Origin of the sequence: Macrococcus armenti, from assembly GCF_020097135.1 — a bacterium.
GTDB classification, from domain to species: domain Bacteria; phylum Bacillota; class Bacilli; order Staphylococcales; family Staphylococcaceae; genus Macrococcoides; species Macrococcoides armenti.
In genome coordinates, this window is record NZ_CP083608.1 from 814437 (window position 1) to 835622 (window position 21186).

The following is a 21186-nucleotide window of genomic DNA, read 5'->3' on the forward strand; positions in this document are numbered from 1 at the left end:
AGGGTACTCAATTGTCTACACAAAAAAAACGTGGTTTATTAATGGAATACTTGACAACAGTAGACCATAAAAAAATTGCAATTTTATATTTAATCATGGGTGGATTATTCTTCGCCATGGGTGGTATCGAAGCGATGATCATTCGTATTCAGCTTGCAGTTCCAGAAAATGATTTCGTTTCTGCTGGTTTATTCAACGAAATGATTACGATGCACGGTACAACAATGATTTTCTTAGCGGCTATGCCGTTACTCTTTGCATATATGAATGCAACAGTACCTTTACAAATTGGAGCGCGTGACGTTGCGTTCCCATTCTTAAATGCTTTAGGTTTCTGGTTATTCTTCTTCGGGGGAATATTCTTAAACTTATCTTGGATTTTAGGTGGCGCACCTGATGCTGGATGGACTTCTTATGCATCACTTTCACTTGCGTCTCCTGGGCATGGTATTGACTTCTATGCATTAGGTTTACAAATTTCAGGTGCAGGTACTTTAATTGCTGGGATTAATTTCGTGGTTACAATTGTTAATATGCGTGCACCAGGTATGACATTTATGCGTATGCCATTAATGACTTGGACAACTTTAGTTGCGTCTGCATTAATCGTATTTGCATTCCCACCACTTACTATCGGATTATTCTTATTAATTTTCGATAGAATGTTTGGTACAGGATTCTTCATAGTATCACAAGGTGGTAACACAATTATCTGGGAACATTTATTCTGGATTTTCGGTCACCCTGAAGTTTATATTTTAGTGTTACCGGCATTCGGTATTTTCTCTGAAATTTTTGCTACTTTCTCAAGAAAACGTTTATTCGGATATTCAGCAATGGTATTTGCTACTGTTTTAATCGGTTTCTTAGGATTCATGGTTTGGGCACACCACATGTTCACTGTAGGTTTAGGACCAACAGCTAACGCAATTTTCGCAGTTGCAACGATGGCAATCGCAGTTCCAACTGGGGTTAAGATCTTTAACTGGTTACTTACAATCTGGGGTGGTAGCATTGAGTTTACTACACCAATGTTATACGCATTAGCATTTATTCCATCATTCGTTATGGGTGGTGTGACTGGTGTTATGCAAGCTTCAGCACCAGCTGACTATCAATACCACGATTCATACTTTATCGTAGCGCATTTCCACTACGTAATTGTAGGTGGGGTAGTGTTCGCATTATTAGCAGGACTGCATTTCTACTGGCCATTAATGTTTGGTAAGATGTTAAGTGAAAAATTAGGTAAAGTTTCATTCGTATTATTCTTTATCGGTTTCCATTTAACGTTCTTCTTACAACATTTCTTAGGTTTAATGGGTATGCCACGTCGTGTATTCACTTACCTACCTGGTCAAGGGTATGACACATACAACTTAATATCTACAATTGGTGCATTAACAATGGCAGTTGCAGTAGTTGTATTATTAATCAACGTTATTATAACGACAGTAAAAGGACCAAAAGTTGGTCGCGATGCTTGGGGCGATGGTCGTACATTAGAATGGGCATTACCAATTCCGGTTCCATTCTACAACTTTGCGCAAACACCACTTGTACGTGGTTTAGATGCATTTGATTTAGAGAAGAAACAAGGTAACGGTGAAATTTTACCTGCGGAATCGTTAGGTGACATTCACATGCCGAATAACACAATCTTACCTTTCGTTCAATCACTAGGATTATTCGTTGCAGCGTTTGGTGCATTATACTTAGCGGATGGTAAAGAGTGGGCGTTAGACGCAGTTAAGAACTTACCAACTCAACCTTGGGCACCATTTGTATTAATCATCGGATTAGCAATTACAGCAGGTGCTATGATGGCACGTTCATTAAAAGATGATCATGGTTATCATATTACTAAAGAAGAGCTTATCGAGTATGAAAGAGGTGTTAAATAATGGCACATCACGAAGAACAGATGACAGTAGAAAGATGGCCAAGCCATCCTGAAACAGCTTCGTTAGAAGGTAAAAACAAATTATTAGGATTCTGGATTTTCTTAGGTGGAGAAACAGTATTATTCGCATCACTATTTGCTACTTATTTAGCACTTAAAGATCATGTACCAAGTGAAGATCACTTATTAGCTAAAGATTTATTCCACTTACCACTTGCATTTGTAATGACGATGTTACTATTAACATCGTCACTTACGAGTGTTTACGCACTATATCATATGAAGAACTTTGAATTCAAAAAAATGATTACTTGGTTCATCATTACTGTAGTATTAGGTTTAGGATTTTTAGGGCTGGAGATTTATGAGTTCGTTGAGTATATCCACAAAGGGCATACTTTCCGCTCAAGTGCTTTCGGTTCATCATTCTACTTCTTAGTAGGGACACACGGATTCCACGTTATTATCGGTTTAACTTGGATTATCCTGTTAATTATTCGTAATATGAAACGTGGATTAAGTGTATATAACGCTGCGAAATTCAATACAGCTGCATTATACTGGCACTTTATTGACGTAGTTTGGGTATTCATCTTTACAGTAGTTTACTTGTTAGGGGTGTTAGGATAATGACGAACGAACTTAATAAGACAGAATTTAATAAAGAACGTTATGAGTTTGAAAAACGTGCGAGAACTGAAGAAATGAGAATGCAGGTTACTACTTTTGCTGTGATGATTTTCTTAACGTTTGTCGCATTTGCAATGGTAGCTGCAGGATTAAGTAAAGAATTTATCGTACCAGTAGTATTATTACTTGCTTTAATTCAAGTTATTTTACAATTCTACTATTTCATGCATATGAAACATAAAGGACATGAAACAGCGAAGTTATTTATTCTGACTGGATTATTCTTTGCAGCAAGTTTCATCGTTATGGCGTTATATCTCGCTTGGATTGGTGATCCATTGAAATAATAAAAACCCGGAGCAATCCGGGTTTTTATTTTTGCCACAAATTAGTTGAAATATTGTGCGTTTTTATTCCTTAATTACGTTATAATACAATTATATGAAGTAAATTTATGGAGTGATTTTATGGGTAGTATTAGCTCAATCAGGATCTTCGGATTTTTAGCGAACTGGAGTCCATTCTTTTTAGTTGCCATTATTTTCACGACTATCGTCTTCTTTTTACTAACAGGCAGATGGCGTCATGAAATACCTGGAAATCGACCACTAAAAAAGTCAGAAGGTATCATATTTGTTATTTGCATGATATTACTATATGCAATGAAAGGTTCACCAGTTGATTTACTCAGTCATATTATCTTTAGTTTTCATATGCTGCAGATGGCAGTAATGTATTTAATGATTGTGCCATTATTATTTTTTGCGATTCCTGAATACTTAATTGATTATTGTGTTAAACAGCCTTATATTGAACGCGTATTTAATTTCTTTACACGTCCAATTATAGCGTTGATTACGTTTAACGGGCTATTCTCAATTTATCATATACCTGAAATTTTAGATGGTTTAAAACAAAATGCGACACTGCATTCATTGTTTACAATTTTATTGTTCATTACAGCAGTGTTTATGTGGTATCCAATCTTTAATAATACGAATTTAGAAAGAAAGAAATTATCAGGTCTGATAAAGATAGGGTATATCTTTTTAATCGGTGTGTTACTTACGCCGGCATGTGGCTTAATTATATTTGCAACGCATCCAATGTATAAAACTTATACAGATCCAGCAGCATGGATGAGTGCGATGAGTTTATGTGTTCCAACAGGTACATTGCAGGATATCGTACAAAATTCCGGAATAAGTGGTCCGCAATATTTTACGAACATGACACCGAAAGACGATCAGCAGACGGGTGGCGTTATCATGAAAGTCTTACAGGAAGTATTCTTTGGTGTTATGATGTTCCATGTATTCTTTAAGTGGGCAAGAGATGAAAGACGTACACCGGACGAGATTACTGAGCAAAGCTTGAAGGAAATGCAGCAGCAGGAAGCATACTTTAACCAATACAGATAGGAGACATTTATGAATTTACCAATTTTACCTACAATCAGTACAACATTTATCGTTATTAGTGCAATTCTCGTAGCAATCGGATGGTTTAAAATTGCAAAGCGTGATATTGAAGGTCATAAGAAAGTGATGTTATTCGCAGGGGCAGCAGCACTTACATTCTTTATTATTTATGCAACACGCACAGTATTCATCGGTAACACAGCTTTTGGTGGACCTGATAATATAAAACCATACTATACGATTTTCTTAATCTTCCATATTTGCTTAGCAACGCTTGGCGGAGGACTTGGATTATTTAACATCATTACAGGTCTGAAAAACAATTTAAAACTTCATCGCAGAGTAGGGCCTATCGCATCAGTTATCTGGTTTTTTACAGCAATTACTGGTGTAGCAGTATACATGTTACTTTATGTTTTTTATAAAGGTGGAGAAACGACTTCAGTCATTAAAGCAATTATCGGAAGTAGTTTCTAAAAAAAGGAATGCGCAATTTTGCGCATTCCTTTTTTTATATAATTCCTTTTTATTAAATTTTAAAGTCTAAGTTAAATGCACCAGACTCTAAAATGATCAGGATAACGATGAGTATAATTGGCCCTATAAAGAAACCGACAAATCCCATCAGCTTTAAACCGATAAACATTGCAATTAAAGTAGGCAGCGGACTTAAACCAACGCCTTTACCCATAACTTTCGGTTCTAACACTTTTCTTTGCACGAGCAGGAATACTGATAATACGATGAGTTTTATTGCAAGTGCCGGATCACCAGTAATATATGCATACAAAGCCCATGGAATTGTTACACCCGTTGCACCAAGTATCGGCAATAAATCAACGAGACAAATAATAAAGCTTAATACGAGTGCATTTTTCGGAGTAATAAACAATAGTCCGATAAATGTGAAAAACCACGTAATACCAGATAAAATAAACGCAGCACGTAACATACCGAATATAGATGTTGAGATTCTACGCCATATATATAACCCTTTATTGTATGTATTCTCATATGTATGTGCCTTAATAAATGCCTGTATATTTGGAATCTCTAGCATAAATAAAAAGAGTGCCACTAAAAATACGAGCAATGTAATAAATGTTTCCGGTAAACTTGCAACTAAGTTTGTTATACGTTCAACATTAAAGTAATTGAGTATCGCGTCTCTTATGTTGAATAGAAATTTTTGAGTTTCATTGAATAAAGCATCCGACACATTTTCCGGAATAATTTTTGATAATCTCTCTTCAAATATACTCCATGCACTTAGCAGGTTATTCATTTTATCCGGTAAATCTTTTGAGAACTGGATAATGTGCTGAATGAGCTTCGTAAGGAATAAATACATAAAGAGTAGTAGTAATGATAAAATCGACGTGTAGATTATCGATACGCTCCACTTTCTGCTATTTACCTTTTGTTCAAGTAGCTTAACGAATGGTTCTATCATAAGTGCGAAAAGTAAAGCTACGATAAGTGGTACTGAAATTGGGACGATAAAATAAAGAAAGAGTAACGTAATAATAATAATAGATACGATTGTTATATTTCTTTTTGTTATAAAACGTTTGAACATTGCAACACCTCATTTCACATAATAAACAACCGAATGAAACATAAAGTATGCATCATTCGGTTCATATACATCATAATTATTTTTGGATTGCTACGATATCGTTATAAACTTTCGTAATCGTACGTTTGCAATGTTCAACAAGTTTGTCAGAGAAATACTCATCTTCACCGTATTCAACACCCGTTGGATAATAATGCTTTCCTAAGTAAGGGTCCATCATCTGAAGTTTGGCATCACGAGCACCAACATCCCCTTCGACTGCATAACCTGGAATACGCAGGTAGTAAATGCCTTCTTCTAATTCATATTTCAAATCATACGTCACACGTTCATAATCCCAATGTCCACCTAAAACAAAACCATGCTTGTTCATAACATGCTGGATTAAAGATTGATCAGCAATGATCGTTTCAATGCCTGAATTTGCGAATACCATATTAAAGTTCCTCCCTAAGTCATTCTACTTCTAATTTTATGATAAAATCATAGTTTCTGCAATCGAATATTCATTTGATTTTAAATAATGTTAAAATAGTAATAGAATAAAGTATAAACGTAAGAAATAGAGGTGTGTTTTTGAAAAGTATATTGCTTAAATTATTATTTATTTTCCTTGTATCGATTTTTATGTTTTATTTGTTTTATTCTCCGTCGATCAAGTTTGATATATTAGAAAACCCGGCAAAGGACAAGGTTGCTCATAAAACGATTAAAAAGACTGAGCAGCAAAGTCATAAAGTGAAATTGACAGAAGGTGTCGGTCAATACGTTGGAAAGTCTATCGATGAGTTGACGAAAGCATTTGGCTATCCGAAACGTATTTATAAATCGAATTACAGTTATAGAAACTTCATATTTACGTTTAAGAATCAGTATTATATAGTCGGCGTAAAAGATAATACGATTAAAATGATATATGCGACGGGTAAAGAAGCGAACGTATATCCATACAAAATATATAGTGAATCAGGAAAAATTTTTAACGGTGGGAATGTTGTTTCTGAACCTATCATCTCAACGAAAGATGGAGATTATCAATTTCAGTTATCTGAAGCAGATATAAAGACACAGGCGTTAGTAGAATATGAAAATTTATTTATGCAGGTATTTATTGATCGCTTCACTAATAAAGTGCTTGCAGTCAGATATTTATCGCCTGATACTCTCGTGGAGATGCAGCCATATGCACTGAGCTATAATGGGAAAACAATTGAGAGAAAGATAAACGATGAAAAACATAATATTGAGGAAGGTGTCAATAACAGCAACAGTGTACTGACGATGTTCGAACTTACGAATTTAATGAGAACGTTAAATGATAATCTGGCGCTTAGTTCAAATGAAACAATCAATCATATCGCGCAAATTCAAGTCATGAAATTAAGTCAATCTAATCAAAAAGTAACATCTGTAGAAAATGAAATTGGTTCACAACTTAATGATGAAGGAATACAGTTTAACCATTTAACACAAAATATTGCGGTAAATTATGAAGATATTCCAGCGCTCATCAATAGCTGGATGAACTCGAGCGAACACCGTGAGCATATGCTTGATGATCAAGTGAATGAAATGGGTGGCGGTATATCAGCGCAATATAATTCTATAGTATTTATAGATAATCAATCATTAAATGAAGAGCAGGAAGTGAAATCTTGATATATACGGAAGAAATTTTTAGTTGTCTTGATAATGCAGAAACGATTAATAAAATGCTGTTAAATAGTGGCGCATATAACAATTATAAAGCGCAGTCTGTAAAAATCAATTTTGATACAGAAGTACAGCAATTAAAACGGGAATTTCTGAAAATTAAAGAACGATATGATGAAGTACAGCGGTTCGGAAGATATCATCCTGATTATACTGAAGTGATGATGGAGACGAGACGTCGTAAAAAATTATATGATATGCATCCTGACGTCGTTCAATTCAGACAGTATGAAACGCAGTTACAAACGTTACTGGATGAAATTATTACGATTGTTGCACATGCAATTTCAAATGAGGTAAAAGTTGAAAGAGGGAATCCTTTCTTTGTTGATCATTCATGCAGCTCAAATTGCGGCTGTAGTTAGGAGATAGCTATGAAAGAGAAGAAACTGATACATCAATGGATTAAAAAAGTTGAATTTTTAAATAGACCTGATGAAACGTTATATAAACATCGCAGTACGGATATTTTGTACACAAAATGGATGAGTCAATATGTACTGAAATATATTCACTTTAAGTTTCATGAAAAAGTATTATGTATCGGGTGTCATGGTGGTAAATGGGTGAGCGATATTGACAAGCAGGTGAATATAAAAGGATTTATTCTGGATCAGTCCATTCGTCTACTACAGCATGCGATGCATCTGTATCCCCATTTTAACTATGATATTTCAAACTATCAGCTTTCTTATAAAAACCGAAAATTTCATAAAGTAATCATTAATCAACGGTTTGAAAGTTTCTATGAACAGCAATTATTACTCACCGAACTTGAACGTGTCCTTAAAAAGAAAGGGCGTATCATTTTGTTTCAGCGAAAGTCCTTTATATTATCTAAACAAAATTTATCACAATTAATAGAACATACGCATCTTGAAATTATACAGTCAACAGCATATAAAAATATGGTGGTATATGAGTTGAAACATAATATAAAACAATAAAATCGTCGGGTATCCCGACGATTTTATTGTTGTTTAAGGCGAACTGCGATATCTGGTCGATCTGTAACGATAGTATGGGCACCATTCTTTAACAGTTGTTTCATCTGGTCAATACTGTTAATAACCCAGTAGCCTGGTGCTACATTTTGTTTTTGAAGCCATTGAATGAACTTTTGTGTATCGAGTGCAATACCGTTAAATTGCACAGGTATTTGAAATGTATCAGCATCAATACGTATAAAATTCCCGTATCCTGACTGGAACATTAAAAATGTTTTCGCAACTTCACCCTGACCGGCACCATATGCAACTTTTGCATCACATCTGTTTCTAAAGCGTTTGATCTGAGCATCATAGAAACTTGTGATAACAACACGGTCAAATGCGTCACAGTATTTAATAACGTTATAGAGCGCTTCAATTACGTAGCGACCTGCATGCGTGTCTGGTGCATCCTTAATATCGATATTAATGCGCATTTCAGGGAATGCATTAATGAGTTCGTGTAACGTCACGACTTTACAGTCTGCGTGATGACGATAAGGGAATGCACCGTTTAAATCTTTAAATTGGAACCCGAAATCAAGTTGTTTTAATTCATTTAATGTATGATCAAATACAAGACCGGAACCATTACTTACACGGTCAACAGTTTCATCATGTAACACAACGACTTGATGATCTTTCGTTAAGCGTATATCAATTTCGAAACCGTCAACACCGAGTGCATGAGCATTGTTAAATGCGGCCATCGTATGTTCAGGGCGTAAGTATAAGCCACCACGATGTGCAAATATGTATGGCGCGCGTCCGTTGAAGAACGGTTTAACCGACTTTGCTTCCGGTATTGATTTTCTTTTTGCAAGCGTTGTTGTAATAGCATATGCTGCACTTACGGCAATAACTGATTTTATATATTTATTCACGTTAAATCCTCCGTTAATATTTGATAATTTAATTTTATCAGAACTAATGGTACTATAAAAGAAATGAAAAACGAGAGGAACATGGTAATGACATTAGTGGATCGTACGCAATTAATTGTATATATAAAAAGTCCGAAGCACGAAAGACAAATTCGTAAATTCGGACACATTACATATATTAACCGCAATGAAAAATGGTTATCACTTTATATTAATACAGATAAACTTGAATGGACGATAACGCAACTTGAAAAACTTAAGTTTGTGACTAACGTTATCGGATCAAATTATAAGGAACTCAAAACGGATTACGCTAATACATTGGTGGAATAATGCGCTGCAAGCGAAGCACACCCGTTAAGTACTGATAATAAAGCTCATCTTCATAAAAGTGCTGTTTACTTTTAATTTCGTGTTCTTTTATATCAATACCATATGTTTCTGCCCATCCTTTTAATAATTCATACTTTTTACTTGGACCATTATATGGGTACTTGATACATTCAAAAATGCTGTACATTGCCTGAAATTTATCATTTGCAGGTTGCATAATTAATATACATGAAGTTTTTGGCTCAGTTTCAAGTGTAGTATGCAGAAACAATAAACAATGGATACGTTCATGGTTGTATTTCATGAGTTGTTCAAATTCAAACAGGTCACTTAAGCCAGACCCGAGTGGAATAAATGTTTGTTTCATAATTTGCTCCTTTATAAATGTTAATAAAATCATTATACTAAATAATTGTGAAATAGAATATGGAGGTTTTTATGAGAGTAATCGGAGGGAAATATAAAAGGTTTCCATTAGAAGCGCTAAAAGGGGTAACGAGTCGCCCAACAACAGACAAAATTAAAGAGACAATGTTTAATATTATCGGGCCATTAGAAGGTACTGGTCTAGATTTATTTGCCGGGAGTGGTGCGCTTGGGATAGAAGGGTTGAGCAGAGGACTTGAACACGTTATCTTTGTAGATGGTAGTTTTCAGGCCGTACAAGTAATCAAGAAAAATACTTCAAAGTTAGATGAACAAGTAGAAGTATATAAAAACGATTATAAACGTGCATTAAAAGCATTAGTGAAGCGTGATATTCAGTTTGATATGATTTTTCTTGATCCACCATATGATAAAGGAATAATAGATGATGCGCTGCCATTTATACGTGAAAACAATTTACTAAAAACGAATGGGCGAATTATGATAGAATGTGAAAAGCATGAAGTGATAGATACGTTAGATTATGAAGTATTAAAACATGAAAACTATGGCATTACAAAATTAATTTTATTAAGAGGGGTATCATGAAAAATATAGCAGTTGTTCCAGGAAGTTTTGATCCGATAACATTAGGACATTTAGACATTATTAAGCGAAGTGCAGGATTGTTTGATGTTGTACACGTTTCTGTACTAAATAATGCGAGCAAACAAGGATTCTTTTCGATAGAGGAACGTATCGAAATGATTCAGGAAGCGGTTAAAGACATTCCGAATGTTGAAGTAGCTTACTTTCAAGGATTACTCGTTGACTACTGCAGGAAAGTCGGCGCAAAACAAATTGTACGTGGACTACGTGCGGTCAGTGATTTTGAATATGAAATGCAGCTGACGAGTATGAATAAAAAACTGGATGATGATCTTGAAACATTGTATATGATGACGAACAATCAATATTCATTTATTTCTTCAAGTATGACAAAAGACGTAGCGAAATACGGGGGAGACGTATCGAGTATCGTTCCACAAAATGTTGAACGTGCTTTAAAGGAAAAATATGCACAGTTGCATCAGTCATAATAAAAAGACCTGCTTAAGGTCTTTTTATTATGACTGGCGTATTAAAATCTGTCCGTTCGCAGTCTGATATTAAATTATAAATTTCAGTCGCTTTCGTTTCGAGCGCAAAATAATGATGATTGTCCCGGTTTACATTCGTGATAACAGGTACAGAACATTTTTGTTTGATGGCTTTTAAATATTGACGTCCGTTCTCGTTCATTGCAAGAATACGCAGTGCATTTATTTCTGGGTGCTTATCCATTTCTGTAATATTAAGTAGTACGTAGCTTAAAAGTCGTCTTATGCGTGCTTTTGAGTAACGTTTCGTGCTTAATAGTTCAATATAATGGTCGTAACACTGTGCATCATGTATATATTTTTTTAATCTGTATTCAAGGCCTTCGTACATCGTATAAATTTGTTTCAGCTCATCTATATCCTTTTGAATGACTGCATATTTAATCAGTAAAAATAGACGATTCTTATTTAAAGTGTTTGCGATGAATTCAGCAGAGGTAGCTGGTATTGCATGGTGATATGTACTATTCTCTTCATGAGCACGTCTAATCGCGGTGGCGCTGGATATTGTTCCACTTAAATGTTCATCCCGATAATCGTTATTAATTCTTTCAATCGGCAGCATGTCAATTTCAGGATAGATACGTTCGGCTTGTCTGATGTACTGTACAGCAAGGATATCATTACTTTTTAAATTTGTATCCATTAAAGCAGCATATCCGGCATCCGATCTATTTAATGTTTTATTATTAATCTGCTGTGCTGTTATTTGTAATTGAGAGAGATTACTCTGTTCACTGCCGAATGATAATATGTCTGCATTAAGTAGTTTTGCAACTGTAATACCACCATATGCAAAATCATCAGCAAAACTCAGTGCATAAAATTGTGGCAGTTCAACGACGAGGTCACAATGCGCAATTGCCATTTGCGCACGCTGGAACTTGCTCACAAATGCCGGTTCACCGCGTTGTGTAAACTGCCCACTCATTATAGCGATGATGAGATGGTCAGGAAATTTTTCTTTTATTTTTTTTATTTGATATAAATGTCCGTTATGAAATGGATTATATTCTGCAATGATCGCAATAGCCTTCACTAGTATTTCCCCTTATAAGCGTATATAATTACATTGTAACAGATATATCTGTTAAGAAAATATCTTGACAAAGTATACGAATAAAGTGTAGAATAAATTTTGTGTTTGTAAGAGGTGAAACCATATGAAATGGTCATTAACTGAACTAAGAAAGCATCGTGATAATGCTTTGTCAGTTGATTCAGAAATCAACTTAAATGAATTAATCAAAAGTCTGGACTTAGTCGATTTATCTCCAATTCGTGTTGAAGGTAAGCTGACACCAAAGTCTGATGAAGTTATCGCAGACTTACATCTGACAGGTCATTACGTTATGACTTGTGCGAGATCTCTCGAAGATGTAATCGTTCCGTTTGATATCCAATCGATAGAATATTTTGATGATAGTGAATTTGAAGTTGACTATGAAGATAACAGACATCCATTAGAGAATGGTGTGATTGACCTTAAACCTGTTATCCAGGAATTAGTCGTACTCAACAAGCCTGCACGTGTGGTAAAGGATAATGTTGAACTGACATCAATGAAAGGTAACGGTTGGGAAGTTATTGATGAAAGTCAATTAGAAGAGGAATTACCTAAGGTTGATCCTAGGTTAGCGAAACTTCAAGCTTTAAAAGACAGTATGTCTGAATAATAAGTGATAGGAGGCAAAAACAATGGCAGTTCCATTTAGAAGAACATCTAAAACAGCAAAAAGAAAACGTCGTACACACTTCAAATTATCAGTGCCTGGTATGGTAGCATGTCCATCATGTGGAGAAATGAAGTTATCTCACCGCGTATGTCCAGCATGTGGATCATACAATGGTAAAGAAGTAGTTTCTAAATAATAATTATAGTCATCGTCTTGACTATTGCTGAAGCGTTAAGTTTTGATTGTCAAAACTTAACGCTTTTTTATTTTGCTTTTTTTCAAGCCGTTAAATTGTGTTTTATGAATATAAACTTTATACTGAATATTGATTATATGTGAGGTGTGAATAACTGTGAAACAATATAAAAAAATAGAAGACGGCAAAGGATCATTTATTGACCGTTTAATACATACAGAAGACTTTAAACCGTTCTATCATTATGTGCTGAATGAATCAGGATTCAAAGAGAGAAATGAGGTCGCTCGCAACGGTTTAGAAAGTCAGTTAGGAGATGTTATTCAGTCATATATTGGTGATGACATTTCAGATGCGCAGCAAAACAATATTGAAGCTTTAAAATCAGGGCATCAAGTTGTTGTTGGGGGTCAGCAGGCAGGCTTATTTGTAAGTCCGCTATATACCATTCATAAGATTATTTCAATTATCGTGATGGCGAAAGAGCAATCAATAAAACTTAATAAGCTAGTCATTCCAGTGTTCTGGATAGCTGGTGAAGACCATGACTTTGATGAAGTTAATCATGCGAATGTATATGATGAAAACAGCATTATACATCGCGTGAAATATTATTCAAAGCAGGAAGTAACCGATTCTGTTTCGAATGTTCAAATTGATCGAGATGCATATATGACTGCGCTTAATAAAATGTTTACACTGCTCGGTGAAACAGAACATACGAAAGTAATATATCAGAAGCTGCGCGATATTCCGGGTTACTGGACGGAACACTTTAAATCCATACTTCAGACGTTATTTAAATCACATGGAGTCTTATTTATTGATAGTCAGTATAAGCCGCTCCGTGCATTAGAGCGACATATATTAAAGTGGCAGTTTGAACATCATGAAGCAATAGATGCGGCTTTTCGTAATGGACAGAATGCATTTGAACAATTAACTTCAGAACGACAAATAATTACAGATACGAATGTACATTTATTTTTACAATATGATGGCATGCGTCAGCTGTTAAAGTTTGATGGTAACGAATATATATTGCCGAAATCAGGCGTTGCTTTAAGCAAGGAAGAAGTGCTTGCAATTATAAAACATGAACCAGAGCGTATATCAAACAATGTCGTAACGCGTCCGTTAATGCAGGAAAGTGTATTTAATACTTTAGCATTTATCGGTGGCCCTTCAGAAATAAAATATTGGGGAGAATTAACACAAGTTTTTGAATACGCCCAAATAAAAATGCCGTTAGTAGTACCCCGTATGCGCATAACATATATGACGCAGGAGCTTGAGAAAATTATTACACGCTACGACATCTCACTTGAAGGATTATTCGCAAACGGCATTGATGAATATGTTGATACATTTTTAAAAACGAAAGAAAACTATATGGTCGAACAGGAAATACGTGCGATAGAAACGCAACTTGAAGCGTCATATGAATCATTAATACAATCGGGTGATAGTGCTTTAGCACATATTGCAAAATCGAATGTAGCGCATCATAAAGTACAGTTTGATTATATGCTTGAAGCATACCGTAAAGAAATAAAAAGAAAGTATACAACTGAGCTCAAACATTTTACAAAAATTAAAAACGAACTCAATCCAGATGGTCTGCAGGAACGTGTTATGCATCCGGTACAAATAATGAACCGATACGGCATCCATATATTTGATGATGTATTGAATGCGTTTGACCAATATCAATATGAACATATTATTCTATTAAGTAACTAACAAAAGAACCACAACAGAAGTTATTCTGTTGTGGTTCTTTTGTTAGTTTATCCAATGTCACCACTTTATGCGCAATATTATCTATATTAATAAACATTCCCCCACATGTCACCACTATGTGAAAACATTGAAAATCTTGAATTCACTACTGTTTAAAAATACAAAATAAAAAGTTGTAAAAAGTTTTGTATAATTAGTGGAGGAAAGTGGGGTATTGTGGTAAATTATAGTTAAGGCGAGGTGAAACGGAATGTTTATGGGTGAATTTCAGCATCAACTGGATGCAAAAGGACGAATGATTGTACCTGCTAAATTTCGCGAACAATTAACTGAACATTTCGTAATTACACGTGGCCTTGATAAATGTCTTTTCGGCTATACGCTGGATGAGTGGGCAATCATTGAGGAGAAATTAAAAGCATTACCACTCACAAAAAAAGACGCTAGAAAATTTATGCGTATGTTTTTCTCAGGTGCTGTTGAAGTTGAAGTTGATAAGCAAGGCCGAATTAATATTCCGAAACATTTAATGGAGTATGCGGGCTTATCGAAAGAAGCAACAGTTGTCGGTGTTTCGAGTCGCATTGAAATTTGGGATCGTGCACAGTGGCAGCAGTTTTATGAAGCAACAGAAGATGAATTTGAGACTATCGCTGAAGATTTAATTGATTTTGATTTATAGGAGGATATTATGTTCCATCATGTAACCGTATTATTAGAAGAAACAGTCGATCAGCTTAATATTAATCCAGATGGCATTTATGTTGACTGTACGCTAGGTGGAGCAGGTCATAGTCTTTATCTTGTTCAGCAACTTAAAGGCGGAAGATTAATATCTATTGATCAGGATCAAACAGCAATTGACAACGCACACATCATTTTGAAAGACCATTTAGATAAAGTTACCTTCGTAAAAGATAATTTTCGCAATTTATTTTCTATTTTAAGTAAATTAAATATTGCAAAAGTTGACGGAGTTTTATACGATTTAGGTGTATCAAGTCCTCAGCTCGATATTGGTGAACGTGGTTTTAGTTATCATCAAGAAGCAAAACTTGATATGCGTATGGATCAATCTCAACCACTTTCAGCATATGAGGTAGTTAATGAATGGCCATACGAGAAACTTGTATCAATATTCTTTCGATATGGTGAAGAGAAGTTTTCTAAACAAATAGCACGAAAAATTGAGGCAGAACGTGAAGTGAAGCCGATTGAAACAACGACAGAATTAGTAGAGATTATTAAATCAGCAATACCGGCACCTGCAAGGAGAACTGGTGGTCATCCCGCTAAACGTGTTTTCCAGGCAATACGTATTGCTGTAAATGACGAACTCGGTGCCTTTGAAACATCAATTGAGCAAGCAATCGATTGTGTCAAACCAGGTGGACGTATTTCAGTGATTACATTCCATTCACTTGAAGATCGTTTATGTAAACAAGTGTTCCAAGAATATAGTAAAGGTCCGGAAATTCCTCGTGGCCTTCCTGTTGTCCCTCCTGAGTATCAACCGAAACTTAAAAAAATTACAAGAAAACCAATCACATCATCAGAAGAGGAATTAAAAGAAAACAATCGAGCAAGAAGCGCTAAGCTAAGAGTAGTAGAAATTTTAAAATAAAGAGGTGACAACATGGCAGTAGAGTATATTAATTCAAACTATTACAATCAGGTCAATGAGCAAGTTAAAGTAAAATCGGTATCAAAAACTCATGTTGTTTCTCTTTCAAGATTAGAGAAATTTATTTACTTAACATTAGTGTCATTGATTGCGTTTGTCAGCATCTATATGCTATCTTTGAAATACGATGCGTATCAAACGAATACACAAATTGCTGCAGTAGAAGGTGAAATAGTACATCAGCAAAGTGTGAATGGGGAATTAAATTCAGAAGTGATGAAGCAATCATCATATGAACGTGTCTACAGTAAAGCAAAATCTTACGGATTAAGCTTGAAAAACGATAACGTAAAGGTAGTGCAGAATAATGTCACGAAGTAGATTAAAACTTAAGAAAAACAAAATAGGAGCAGTCCTCTTGATTATGCTATTCGGACTGCTCTTTTTTTCATTGATTTTTAAATATAGCTTTATTATGCTGACAGGGCAATCCAGTGGGCAAGATCTTGTAATGCGCGCTAGTGAAAAGTATGTTCGTAATATCGTGAATCAACCTGAACGCGGGAAAATTTTAGATCGTAATGGCCAGATTCTAGCTGAGGATATCGAATCATATAAACTTGTTGCAGTACTTGATGAACGCATTTCAAAAGGTAGTAAAAAACCGAAGCATGTTGTTGATAAAAAGAAAACTGCAAAAGCATTATCAAAAATAATCGATATGAAAGAAAAAGAGATTTACAAAGTATTAAGTAATAAAAAGGCGTTCCAGGTTGAGTTTGGTAAAGCCGGGAGAGATTTGACGTTCGAACAGAAACAGTCAATACAAAACTTAAATGTGCCAGGATTAACATTTTTCTCTGAGAAAAAACGATTTTATCCAAATGGTAACTTTGCATCACATTTAATCGGATTAGCAGAGAAGAATGGTGATACGAATGTAATGACAGGTATGCTTGGTACTGAAAAAATCTTCGATACGTATTTAGCAGGTAAACCAGGTAAAACGACCTTTAAACAGGATATATGGAACTACGTGTTACCGAAGTCAGGTAATGTTATTCCAGCACAAAATGGAGATAATGTTCAGCTGACAATTGATAAAAATATACAAATATTCGTTGAAGATTCACTAGATATGATGGTGGCCCGTTATAAGCCGAAAGATATTTTTGCGGTCGTTATGGATGCAAAAACTGGTGAAATTCTAGGTAGTAGTCAGCGCCCAACATTTAATCCGGAAACGCGAGAAGGGTTTGGGGAAAAATGGGCCAATGATTTATATCAGAATACGTATGAGCCAGGATCAACGTTTAAAACATTTGGTCTGGCAGCTGCAATACAGGAAGATAAATTTAATCCGAAAGAAAAGTACAAGTCAGGTGAAAGAGATATTAATGGAATCACAATCTCAGACTGGAATGACGTTGGTTGGGGAATGATTTCAATGAACCGAGGTTTCCAGTTATCTTCAAACGTTTTAATGATGAAACTTCAGGACGAAGTCGGTATTGATAAGATGAAAACTTATTATGAAAAATTTGGTTTTGGAAGTTCGACGCATTCGCTGTTTGATTCAGAAGCAACGGGTCATATTTCATGGGGGGACGAACTGAGTCAGAAAGTTAGTGCTTTCGGTCAGTCAACAACTGTTACACCTGCACAAATGCTGCAGGCTCAATCCGCAGTGTTGAATGATGGAAATATGCTCAAACCTTACTTCGTTTCTTCGATTAAAGATCAGGATAAACAGTTGATTTATAAAGGGAAAAAAGAAATCGTCGGCAAACCGATTACGAAAACGACGGCACATAAGACGATGGACCAGCTTTATGATGTTGTTTACGGTAAGGAAATGCATGCATACAATTATCGTCTTGATGATTATAAAGTTGCAGGTAAAACGGGAACAGCACAAGTGCCTGATACTGAAAAAGGAGGCTATGTGCAAGGCGCCAATCCATATATGGTTAGTTTTATGGGACATGCCCCCGCAAATGATCCGAAAGTCGTAATATATTATGGTATGTCACTTGCACAAAAAAATGATGCTGAAGCATATGCGCTTGGAGTTTCTAAAGGATATAAACCGTTAATGGAGAACACACTCAAATATTTAAATGTTGGTTCTAAAGCGTCAGCAAAAGAACAACTCGTATTTAATGCACCGGACACGGAATCGGATGCGACTGAAAAGGCGATTGAAAAGCTTGAAAAAGCATCGCTTATGCCTATACAGATCGGTAAAGGCGAAAAAGTAATAGCGCAATTACCCGTTAAAGATACAAAATTATTAAAAGATGACAAAGTTTTTATATTAACTGATGATAATATTACAATGCCTGATGTTAGCGGCTGGAGTAAACGTGATTTATTGATGCTAAAAACTTTGACCGGCATAGAGATATCCTTCAAAGGAAGCGGCTATGCGGTAAAACAATCTATAGATCCTGGGACAGCAATCAAAAAAGGTGATAAGCTGAAGATAGAGCTGGATTCATTGGATCCAATCAAACAATCTCCAGTATATAAAGATGTTCTCAATGAAAAGTTACAACAGGAAAAAGAAATGCTGAAAAAACAAATTGAAGCTGAACATAAAAATAACAAATCAACGAACTAATTAAGAAAGGAAATCAGTATAACTGATATGTGAATGTTATGAATGAAATTTATTTTGGAATTATCGCTTTCGTACTTACTGCGATTTTAGTACCGTTATTTATCCCGTTGCTTAAAAGAATGAAATTTGGTCAGTCTATTCGGGAGGAAGGACCAAAGAGTCATATGGTTAAAAGCGGTACACCGACTATGGGAGGCCTTACATTTTTAATTAGTACGATCGTACTTAGTGCAGTTGCATGTATGTTTGTAGAAGATAATGGCCCATTAATCCTGCTCATTTTAGTTACACTTGGATTTGGATTAATTGGATTTGTTGATGATTATATTATAGTCGTAAAAAAGAATAACCAAGGTTTAACATCAAAACAGAAGTTTCTTTTCCAGATTATCATTGCGGTGTTATTCTACGTAGTAAGTAATGTTTTAGGATTACTTACTTTAAGTAATGAAATTAACATTCCGTTTACAGATTCAGGAATTCCGTTATCAGTATTTTACGTTGTATTCATCGTATTCTGGCAAGTTGGATTTTCAAATGCTGTAAATTTAACGGATGGATTGGATGGTCTTGCTACCGGCCTATCTATAATCGCATTCGGCTGTTATTTCTATTTAGCACAGTTACAAGGTGCTACGGCAATGAGTTTCTTCCTTGCAATTCTTATCGGAAGTTTATGTGGATTTTTACTTTATAACAAAAACAAAGCAAAGTTATTTATGGGTGATACAGGATCACTAGCACTTGGTGGTGTTATTGCTACAGTATCGATTATGCTGAATCAGGAACTAACGTTAATTTTAATCGGATTTGTATTTGTTATTGAAACTTTATCTGTCATGATGCAGGTAACGTCATTCAAATTGACAGGAAAGCGCATATTTAAGATGAGTCCGCTGCACCATCATTTCGAAATGGTCGGTTGGAGCGAATGGAAGATTGTAACGGTATTCTGGATTGTAGGTATTATTACGGGTGTTATCGGAATTTATTTAGGAGTGAATTAAATGAAAGCAATCAGTAAATATAAAGGACAGCACATATTAGTGTTAGGTCTCGGGAAAAGTGGTTTTGAAACAGCGAAATTACTCCATCAACTCGGTGCTATCGTTACGGTTAATGACAGTCAGGATGTGACGCACACTGATGCATATAAAGCATTAACTGAAATGGGGATTAATGTTGTAAGTGGAGCACACCCGATTAGTTTGTTGGAGAACACTTCATTAATAGTTAAAAACCCTGGTATTCCATATACAGTTGCATTACTAAAAGCAGCAGATGAAAGACAAATTCCGATTATAACAGAAGTTGAACTTGCATATGAAATTAATGAAGGTGCGATTATCGGTATTACAGGTACAAATGGAAAAACAACAGTGACATCTTTAATAGGAGATATGTTTAAACATAGTGAGAAAGACGGTTTATTATGTGGTAACATTGGATTCGTCGCTTCTAAAGTAGCACAAAATGCCATGGAAGCGGATACTTTAATAATGGAGATGTCATCATTCCAATTGATGGGTATAAATAAATTCAGACCACATATCGCACTCATTACAAATATATATTCTGCACATCTGGACTATCACGGGAGTCAGGACAATTACGTATCAGCTAAGTTTAATATTACTAAAAATCAAACTTCATCTGATTATTTAATATTTAATTATAAGCAGCGTGAATTATTGAATAACTATGATATACAATCAAAAATTGTTTATTTTTCAGCGGACGAAGTCGTTGAAGGTGCTTATATTAAAGACGATAAAATTTACTTCCTTGATGAATTTATTATGCATGTAAAAGATGTTGTTTTACCTGGTAAACACAATCTGGAAAATGTACTGTCGAGCATCGCTGCAGCGAAACTATTCAATCTTGATAATGAATGTATTATTAAGACATTAACAACGTTTGAAGGCATAAAGCACCGTCTTCAGTTTGTAACTGAAACTAATGGTGTTAAGTATTACAATGATTCCAAGGCAACAAATACGTTAGCGACGACATTTGCGCTTGATTCGTTCACACAGCCGATTCATTGGCTGGCAGGAGGATTAGATCGAGGTAATGGGTTTGAAGACCTGGATGCGCACGTAGATCATGTTAAACGTATGTACATATTCGGTGAAACGACACAAAAACTTATTGCGTTTGCGAAACAGCACAATATTCCATATACACAATGTGATGACGTAAAAGATGCGGTACATCAAACAACAACTTATACAACAAATGGAGACGTCGTATTATTAAGTCCGGCGTGTGCAAGCTGGGATCAATATCCAACATACGAAGTGCGAGGAGAACACTTTATCGGCCAAGTGAAATTAATTTAGA

25 protein-coding genes are annotated in these 21186 nt (G+C 35.3%); 20 read left to right on the top strand and 5 right to left on the bottom strand.

The annotated features are described in order from the left end of the window. Positions 1-41: 41 nt before the first annotated feature. The 5 genes from LAU42_RS04275 (at position 42) to LAU42_RS04295 (ending at position 4431) form a co-directional block, all read left to right on the top strand. Positions 42-1904, top strand: coding sequence for a cytochrome c oxidase subunit I (locus LAU42_RS04275; RefSeq protein WP_224184732.1), 1863 nt, complete (start codon positions 42-44; stop codon positions 1902-1904). After that, positions 1904-2533 (top strand): cytochrome (ubi)quinol oxidase subunit III, encoded by a 630-nt coding sequence (locus LAU42_RS04280; RefSeq protein WP_224184453.1) that lies wholly within the window; start codon positions 1904-1906, stop codon positions 2531-2533. Before LAU42_RS04275 ends, LAU42_RS04280 begins: the two co-directional genes overlap by 1 nt. Then, on the top strand, positions 2533-2880 hold the full coding sequence (locus LAU42_RS04285; RefSeq protein ID WP_224184454.1) for a cytochrome C oxidase subunit IV family protein: 348 nt from the start codon (positions 2533-2535) through the stop codon (positions 2878-2880). Before LAU42_RS04280 ends, LAU42_RS04285 begins: the two co-directional genes overlap by 1 nt. Positions 2881-3000: 120 nt before the next feature. Next, a complete protein-coding gene (ctaG, locus tag LAU42_RS04290; RefSeq protein ID WP_224184455.1) occupies positions 3001-3954 on the top strand; it encodes a cytochrome c oxidase assembly factor CtaG in 954 nt (317 codons plus the stop codon). A 9-nt stretch (positions 3955-3963) separates the two neighbouring features. Next, positions 3964-4431, top strand: coding sequence for a DUF420 domain-containing protein (locus LAU42_RS04295; RefSeq protein ID WP_224184456.1), 468 nt, complete (start codon positions 3964-3966; stop codon positions 4429-4431). Between the two features lie 52 nt (positions 4432-4483). Here the strand turns inward: LAU42_RS04295 and ytvI are convergent, their stop codons facing one another. Together ytvI and LAU42_RS04305 are read right to left on the bottom strand one after the other, a co-directional pair. Further along, positions 4484-5533 (bottom strand): sporulation integral membrane protein YtvI, encoded by a 1050-nt coding sequence (ytvI, locus tag LAU42_RS04300; RefSeq protein ID WP_224184457.1) that lies wholly within the window; start codon positions 5531-5533, stop codon positions 4484-4486. Between the two features lie 76 nt (positions 5534-5609). Continuing rightward, the gene (locus tag LAU42_RS04305) at positions 5610-5969 is read right to left on the bottom strand and encodes a YugN family protein (RefSeq protein ID WP_224184458.1); all 360 of its coding nucleotides are present in this window, start codon (positions 5967-5969) and stop codon (positions 5610-5612) included. Positions 5970-6160: 191 nt separating this feature from the next. Between LAU42_RS04305 and LAU42_RS04310 the strand changes: the two genes are divergently transcribed. Genes LAU42_RS04310 through LAU42_RS04320 form a run of 3 tightly spaced genes read left to right on the top strand, consistent with a single transcriptional unit; the run spans position 6161 to position 8193 of the window. Next, complete coding sequence (locus LAU42_RS04310) at positions 6161-7192, top strand: CAP-associated domain-containing protein (protein WP_224184459.1); 1032 nt, start codon at positions 6161-6163, stop codon at positions 7190-7192. Further along, positions 7189-7611, top strand: a complete 423-nt coding sequence (locus tag LAU42_RS04315; RefSeq protein WP_224184460.1) for a YlbF/YmcA family competence regulator — start codon at positions 7189-7191, stop codon at positions 7609-7611. The genes LAU42_RS04310 and LAU42_RS04315 overlap by 4 nt, the downstream gene beginning before the upstream one ends. A gap of 9 nt (positions 7612-7620) precedes the next feature. Further along, positions 7621-8193: a class I SAM-dependent methyltransferase gene (locus LAU42_RS04320; RefSeq protein ID WP_224184461.1), complete on the top strand. Its 573-nt coding sequence runs from the start codon at positions 7621-7623 to the stop codon at positions 8191-8193. Positions 8194-8216: 23 nt separating this feature from the next. On the opposite strand, the gene LAU42_RS04325 is transcribed toward LAU42_RS04320, so the two are convergent. Further along, a complete protein-coding gene (locus LAU42_RS04325) occupies positions 8217-9119 on the bottom strand; it encodes a glycerophosphodiester phosphodiesterase family protein (RefSeq protein ID WP_224184462.1) in 903 nt (300 codons plus the stop codon). 87 nt (positions 9120-9206) lie between these two features. Here LAU42_RS04325 and LAU42_RS04330 point away from each other — a divergent pair, with 87 nt between their 5' ends. Next, complete coding sequence (locus LAU42_RS04330; RefSeq protein WP_224184463.1) at positions 9207-9452, top strand: DUF2129 domain-containing protein; 246 nt, start codon at positions 9207-9209, stop codon at positions 9450-9452. Here LAU42_RS04330 and LAU42_RS04335 read toward each other — a convergent pair. Continuing rightward, on the bottom strand, positions 9433-9819 hold the full coding sequence (locus tag LAU42_RS04335; RefSeq protein ID WP_224184464.1) for a DUF7147 family protein: 387 nt from the start codon (positions 9817-9819) through the stop codon (positions 9433-9435). The two genes, LAU42_RS04330 and LAU42_RS04335, sit on opposite strands and share 20 nt — an antisense overlap. Before the next feature lie 71 nt (positions 9820-9890). Here LAU42_RS04335 and rsmD point away from each other — a divergent pair, with 71 nt between their 5' ends. Together rsmD and coaD are read left to right on the top strand one after the other, a co-directional pair. Further along, positions 9891-10427: a 16S rRNA (guanine(966)-N(2))-methyltransferase RsmD gene (gene rsmD, locus LAU42_RS04340; RefSeq protein ID WP_224184465.1), complete on the top strand. Its 537-nt coding sequence runs from the start codon at positions 9891-9893 to the stop codon at positions 10425-10427. Then, a complete protein-coding gene (coaD, locus tag LAU42_RS04345) occupies positions 10424-10918 on the top strand; it encodes a pantetheine-phosphate adenylyltransferase (RefSeq protein WP_224184466.1) in 495 nt (164 codons plus the stop codon). The genes rsmD and coaD overlap by 4 nt, the downstream gene beginning before the upstream one ends. 13 nt (positions 10919-10931) lie before the next feature. Here the strand turns inward: coaD and LAU42_RS04350 are convergent, their stop codons facing one another. Further along, a complete protein-coding gene (locus LAU42_RS04350; RefSeq protein ID WP_224184467.1) occupies positions 10932-12017 on the bottom strand; it encodes a tRNA(Met) cytidine acetate ligase in 1086 nt (361 codons plus the stop codon). 124 nt (positions 12018-12141) lie between these two features. Between LAU42_RS04350 and LAU42_RS04355 the strand changes: the two genes are divergently transcribed. From LAU42_RS04355 to murD, 9 genes are all read left to right on the top strand, one after another. Further along, positions 12142-12654, top strand: a complete 513-nt coding sequence (locus LAU42_RS04355) for a YceD family protein (RefSeq protein WP_224184468.1) — start codon at positions 12142-12144, stop codon at positions 12652-12654. A 22-nt stretch (positions 12655-12676) separates the two neighbouring features. Further along, the gene (gene rpmF, locus LAU42_RS04360) at positions 12677-12850 is read left to right on the top strand and encodes a 50S ribosomal protein L32 (RefSeq protein WP_224184469.1); all 174 of its coding nucleotides are present in this window, start codon (positions 12677-12679) and stop codon (positions 12848-12850) included. A 156-nt stretch (positions 12851-13006) separates the two neighbouring features. Further along, positions 13007-14593: a bacillithiol biosynthesis cysteine-adding enzyme BshC gene (bshC, locus tag LAU42_RS04365; protein ID WP_224184470.1), complete on the top strand. Its 1587-nt coding sequence runs from the start codon at positions 13007-13009 to the stop codon at positions 14591-14593. 250 nt (positions 14594-14843) lie between these two features. Continuing rightward, positions 14844-15275, top strand: coding sequence for a division/cell wall cluster transcriptional repressor MraZ (gene mraZ / locus LAU42_RS04370; RefSeq protein WP_224184471.1), 432 nt, complete (start codon positions 14844-14846; stop codon positions 15273-15275). A 9-nt stretch (positions 15276-15284) separates the two neighbouring features. Then, positions 15285-16217: a 16S rRNA (cytosine(1402)-N(4))-methyltransferase RsmH gene (gene rsmH, locus LAU42_RS04375; protein ID WP_224184472.1), complete on the top strand. Its 933-nt coding sequence runs from the start codon at positions 15285-15287 to the stop codon at positions 16215-16217. A 12-nt stretch (positions 16218-16229) separates the two neighbouring features. Next, the gene (gene ftsL / locus LAU42_RS04380) at positions 16230-16598 is read left to right on the top strand and encodes a cell division protein FtsL (RefSeq protein ID WP_224184473.1); all 369 of its coding nucleotides are present in this window, start codon (positions 16230-16232) and stop codon (positions 16596-16598) included. Further along, a complete protein-coding gene (locus tag LAU42_RS04385) occupies positions 16585-18840 on the top strand; it encodes a penicillin-binding transpeptidase domain-containing protein (protein WP_224184474.1) in 2256 nt (751 codons plus the stop codon). The genes ftsL and LAU42_RS04385 overlap by 14 nt, the downstream gene beginning before the upstream one ends. A gap of 38 nt (positions 18841-18878) precedes the next feature. Then, complete coding sequence (gene mraY, locus LAU42_RS04390; RefSeq protein ID WP_224184475.1) at positions 18879-19847, top strand: phospho-N-acetylmuramoyl-pentapeptide-transferase; 969 nt, start codon at positions 18879-18881, stop codon at positions 19845-19847. 9 nt (positions 19848-19856) lie between these two features. After that, entirely contained in the window at positions 19857-21185 is a 1329-nt protein-coding gene (gene murD, locus LAU42_RS04395) for a UDP-N-acetylmuramoyl-L-alanine--D-glutamate ligase (protein ID WP_224184733.1), read from the top strand. The last annotated feature ends 1 nt before the right edge of the window (position 21186 follow it).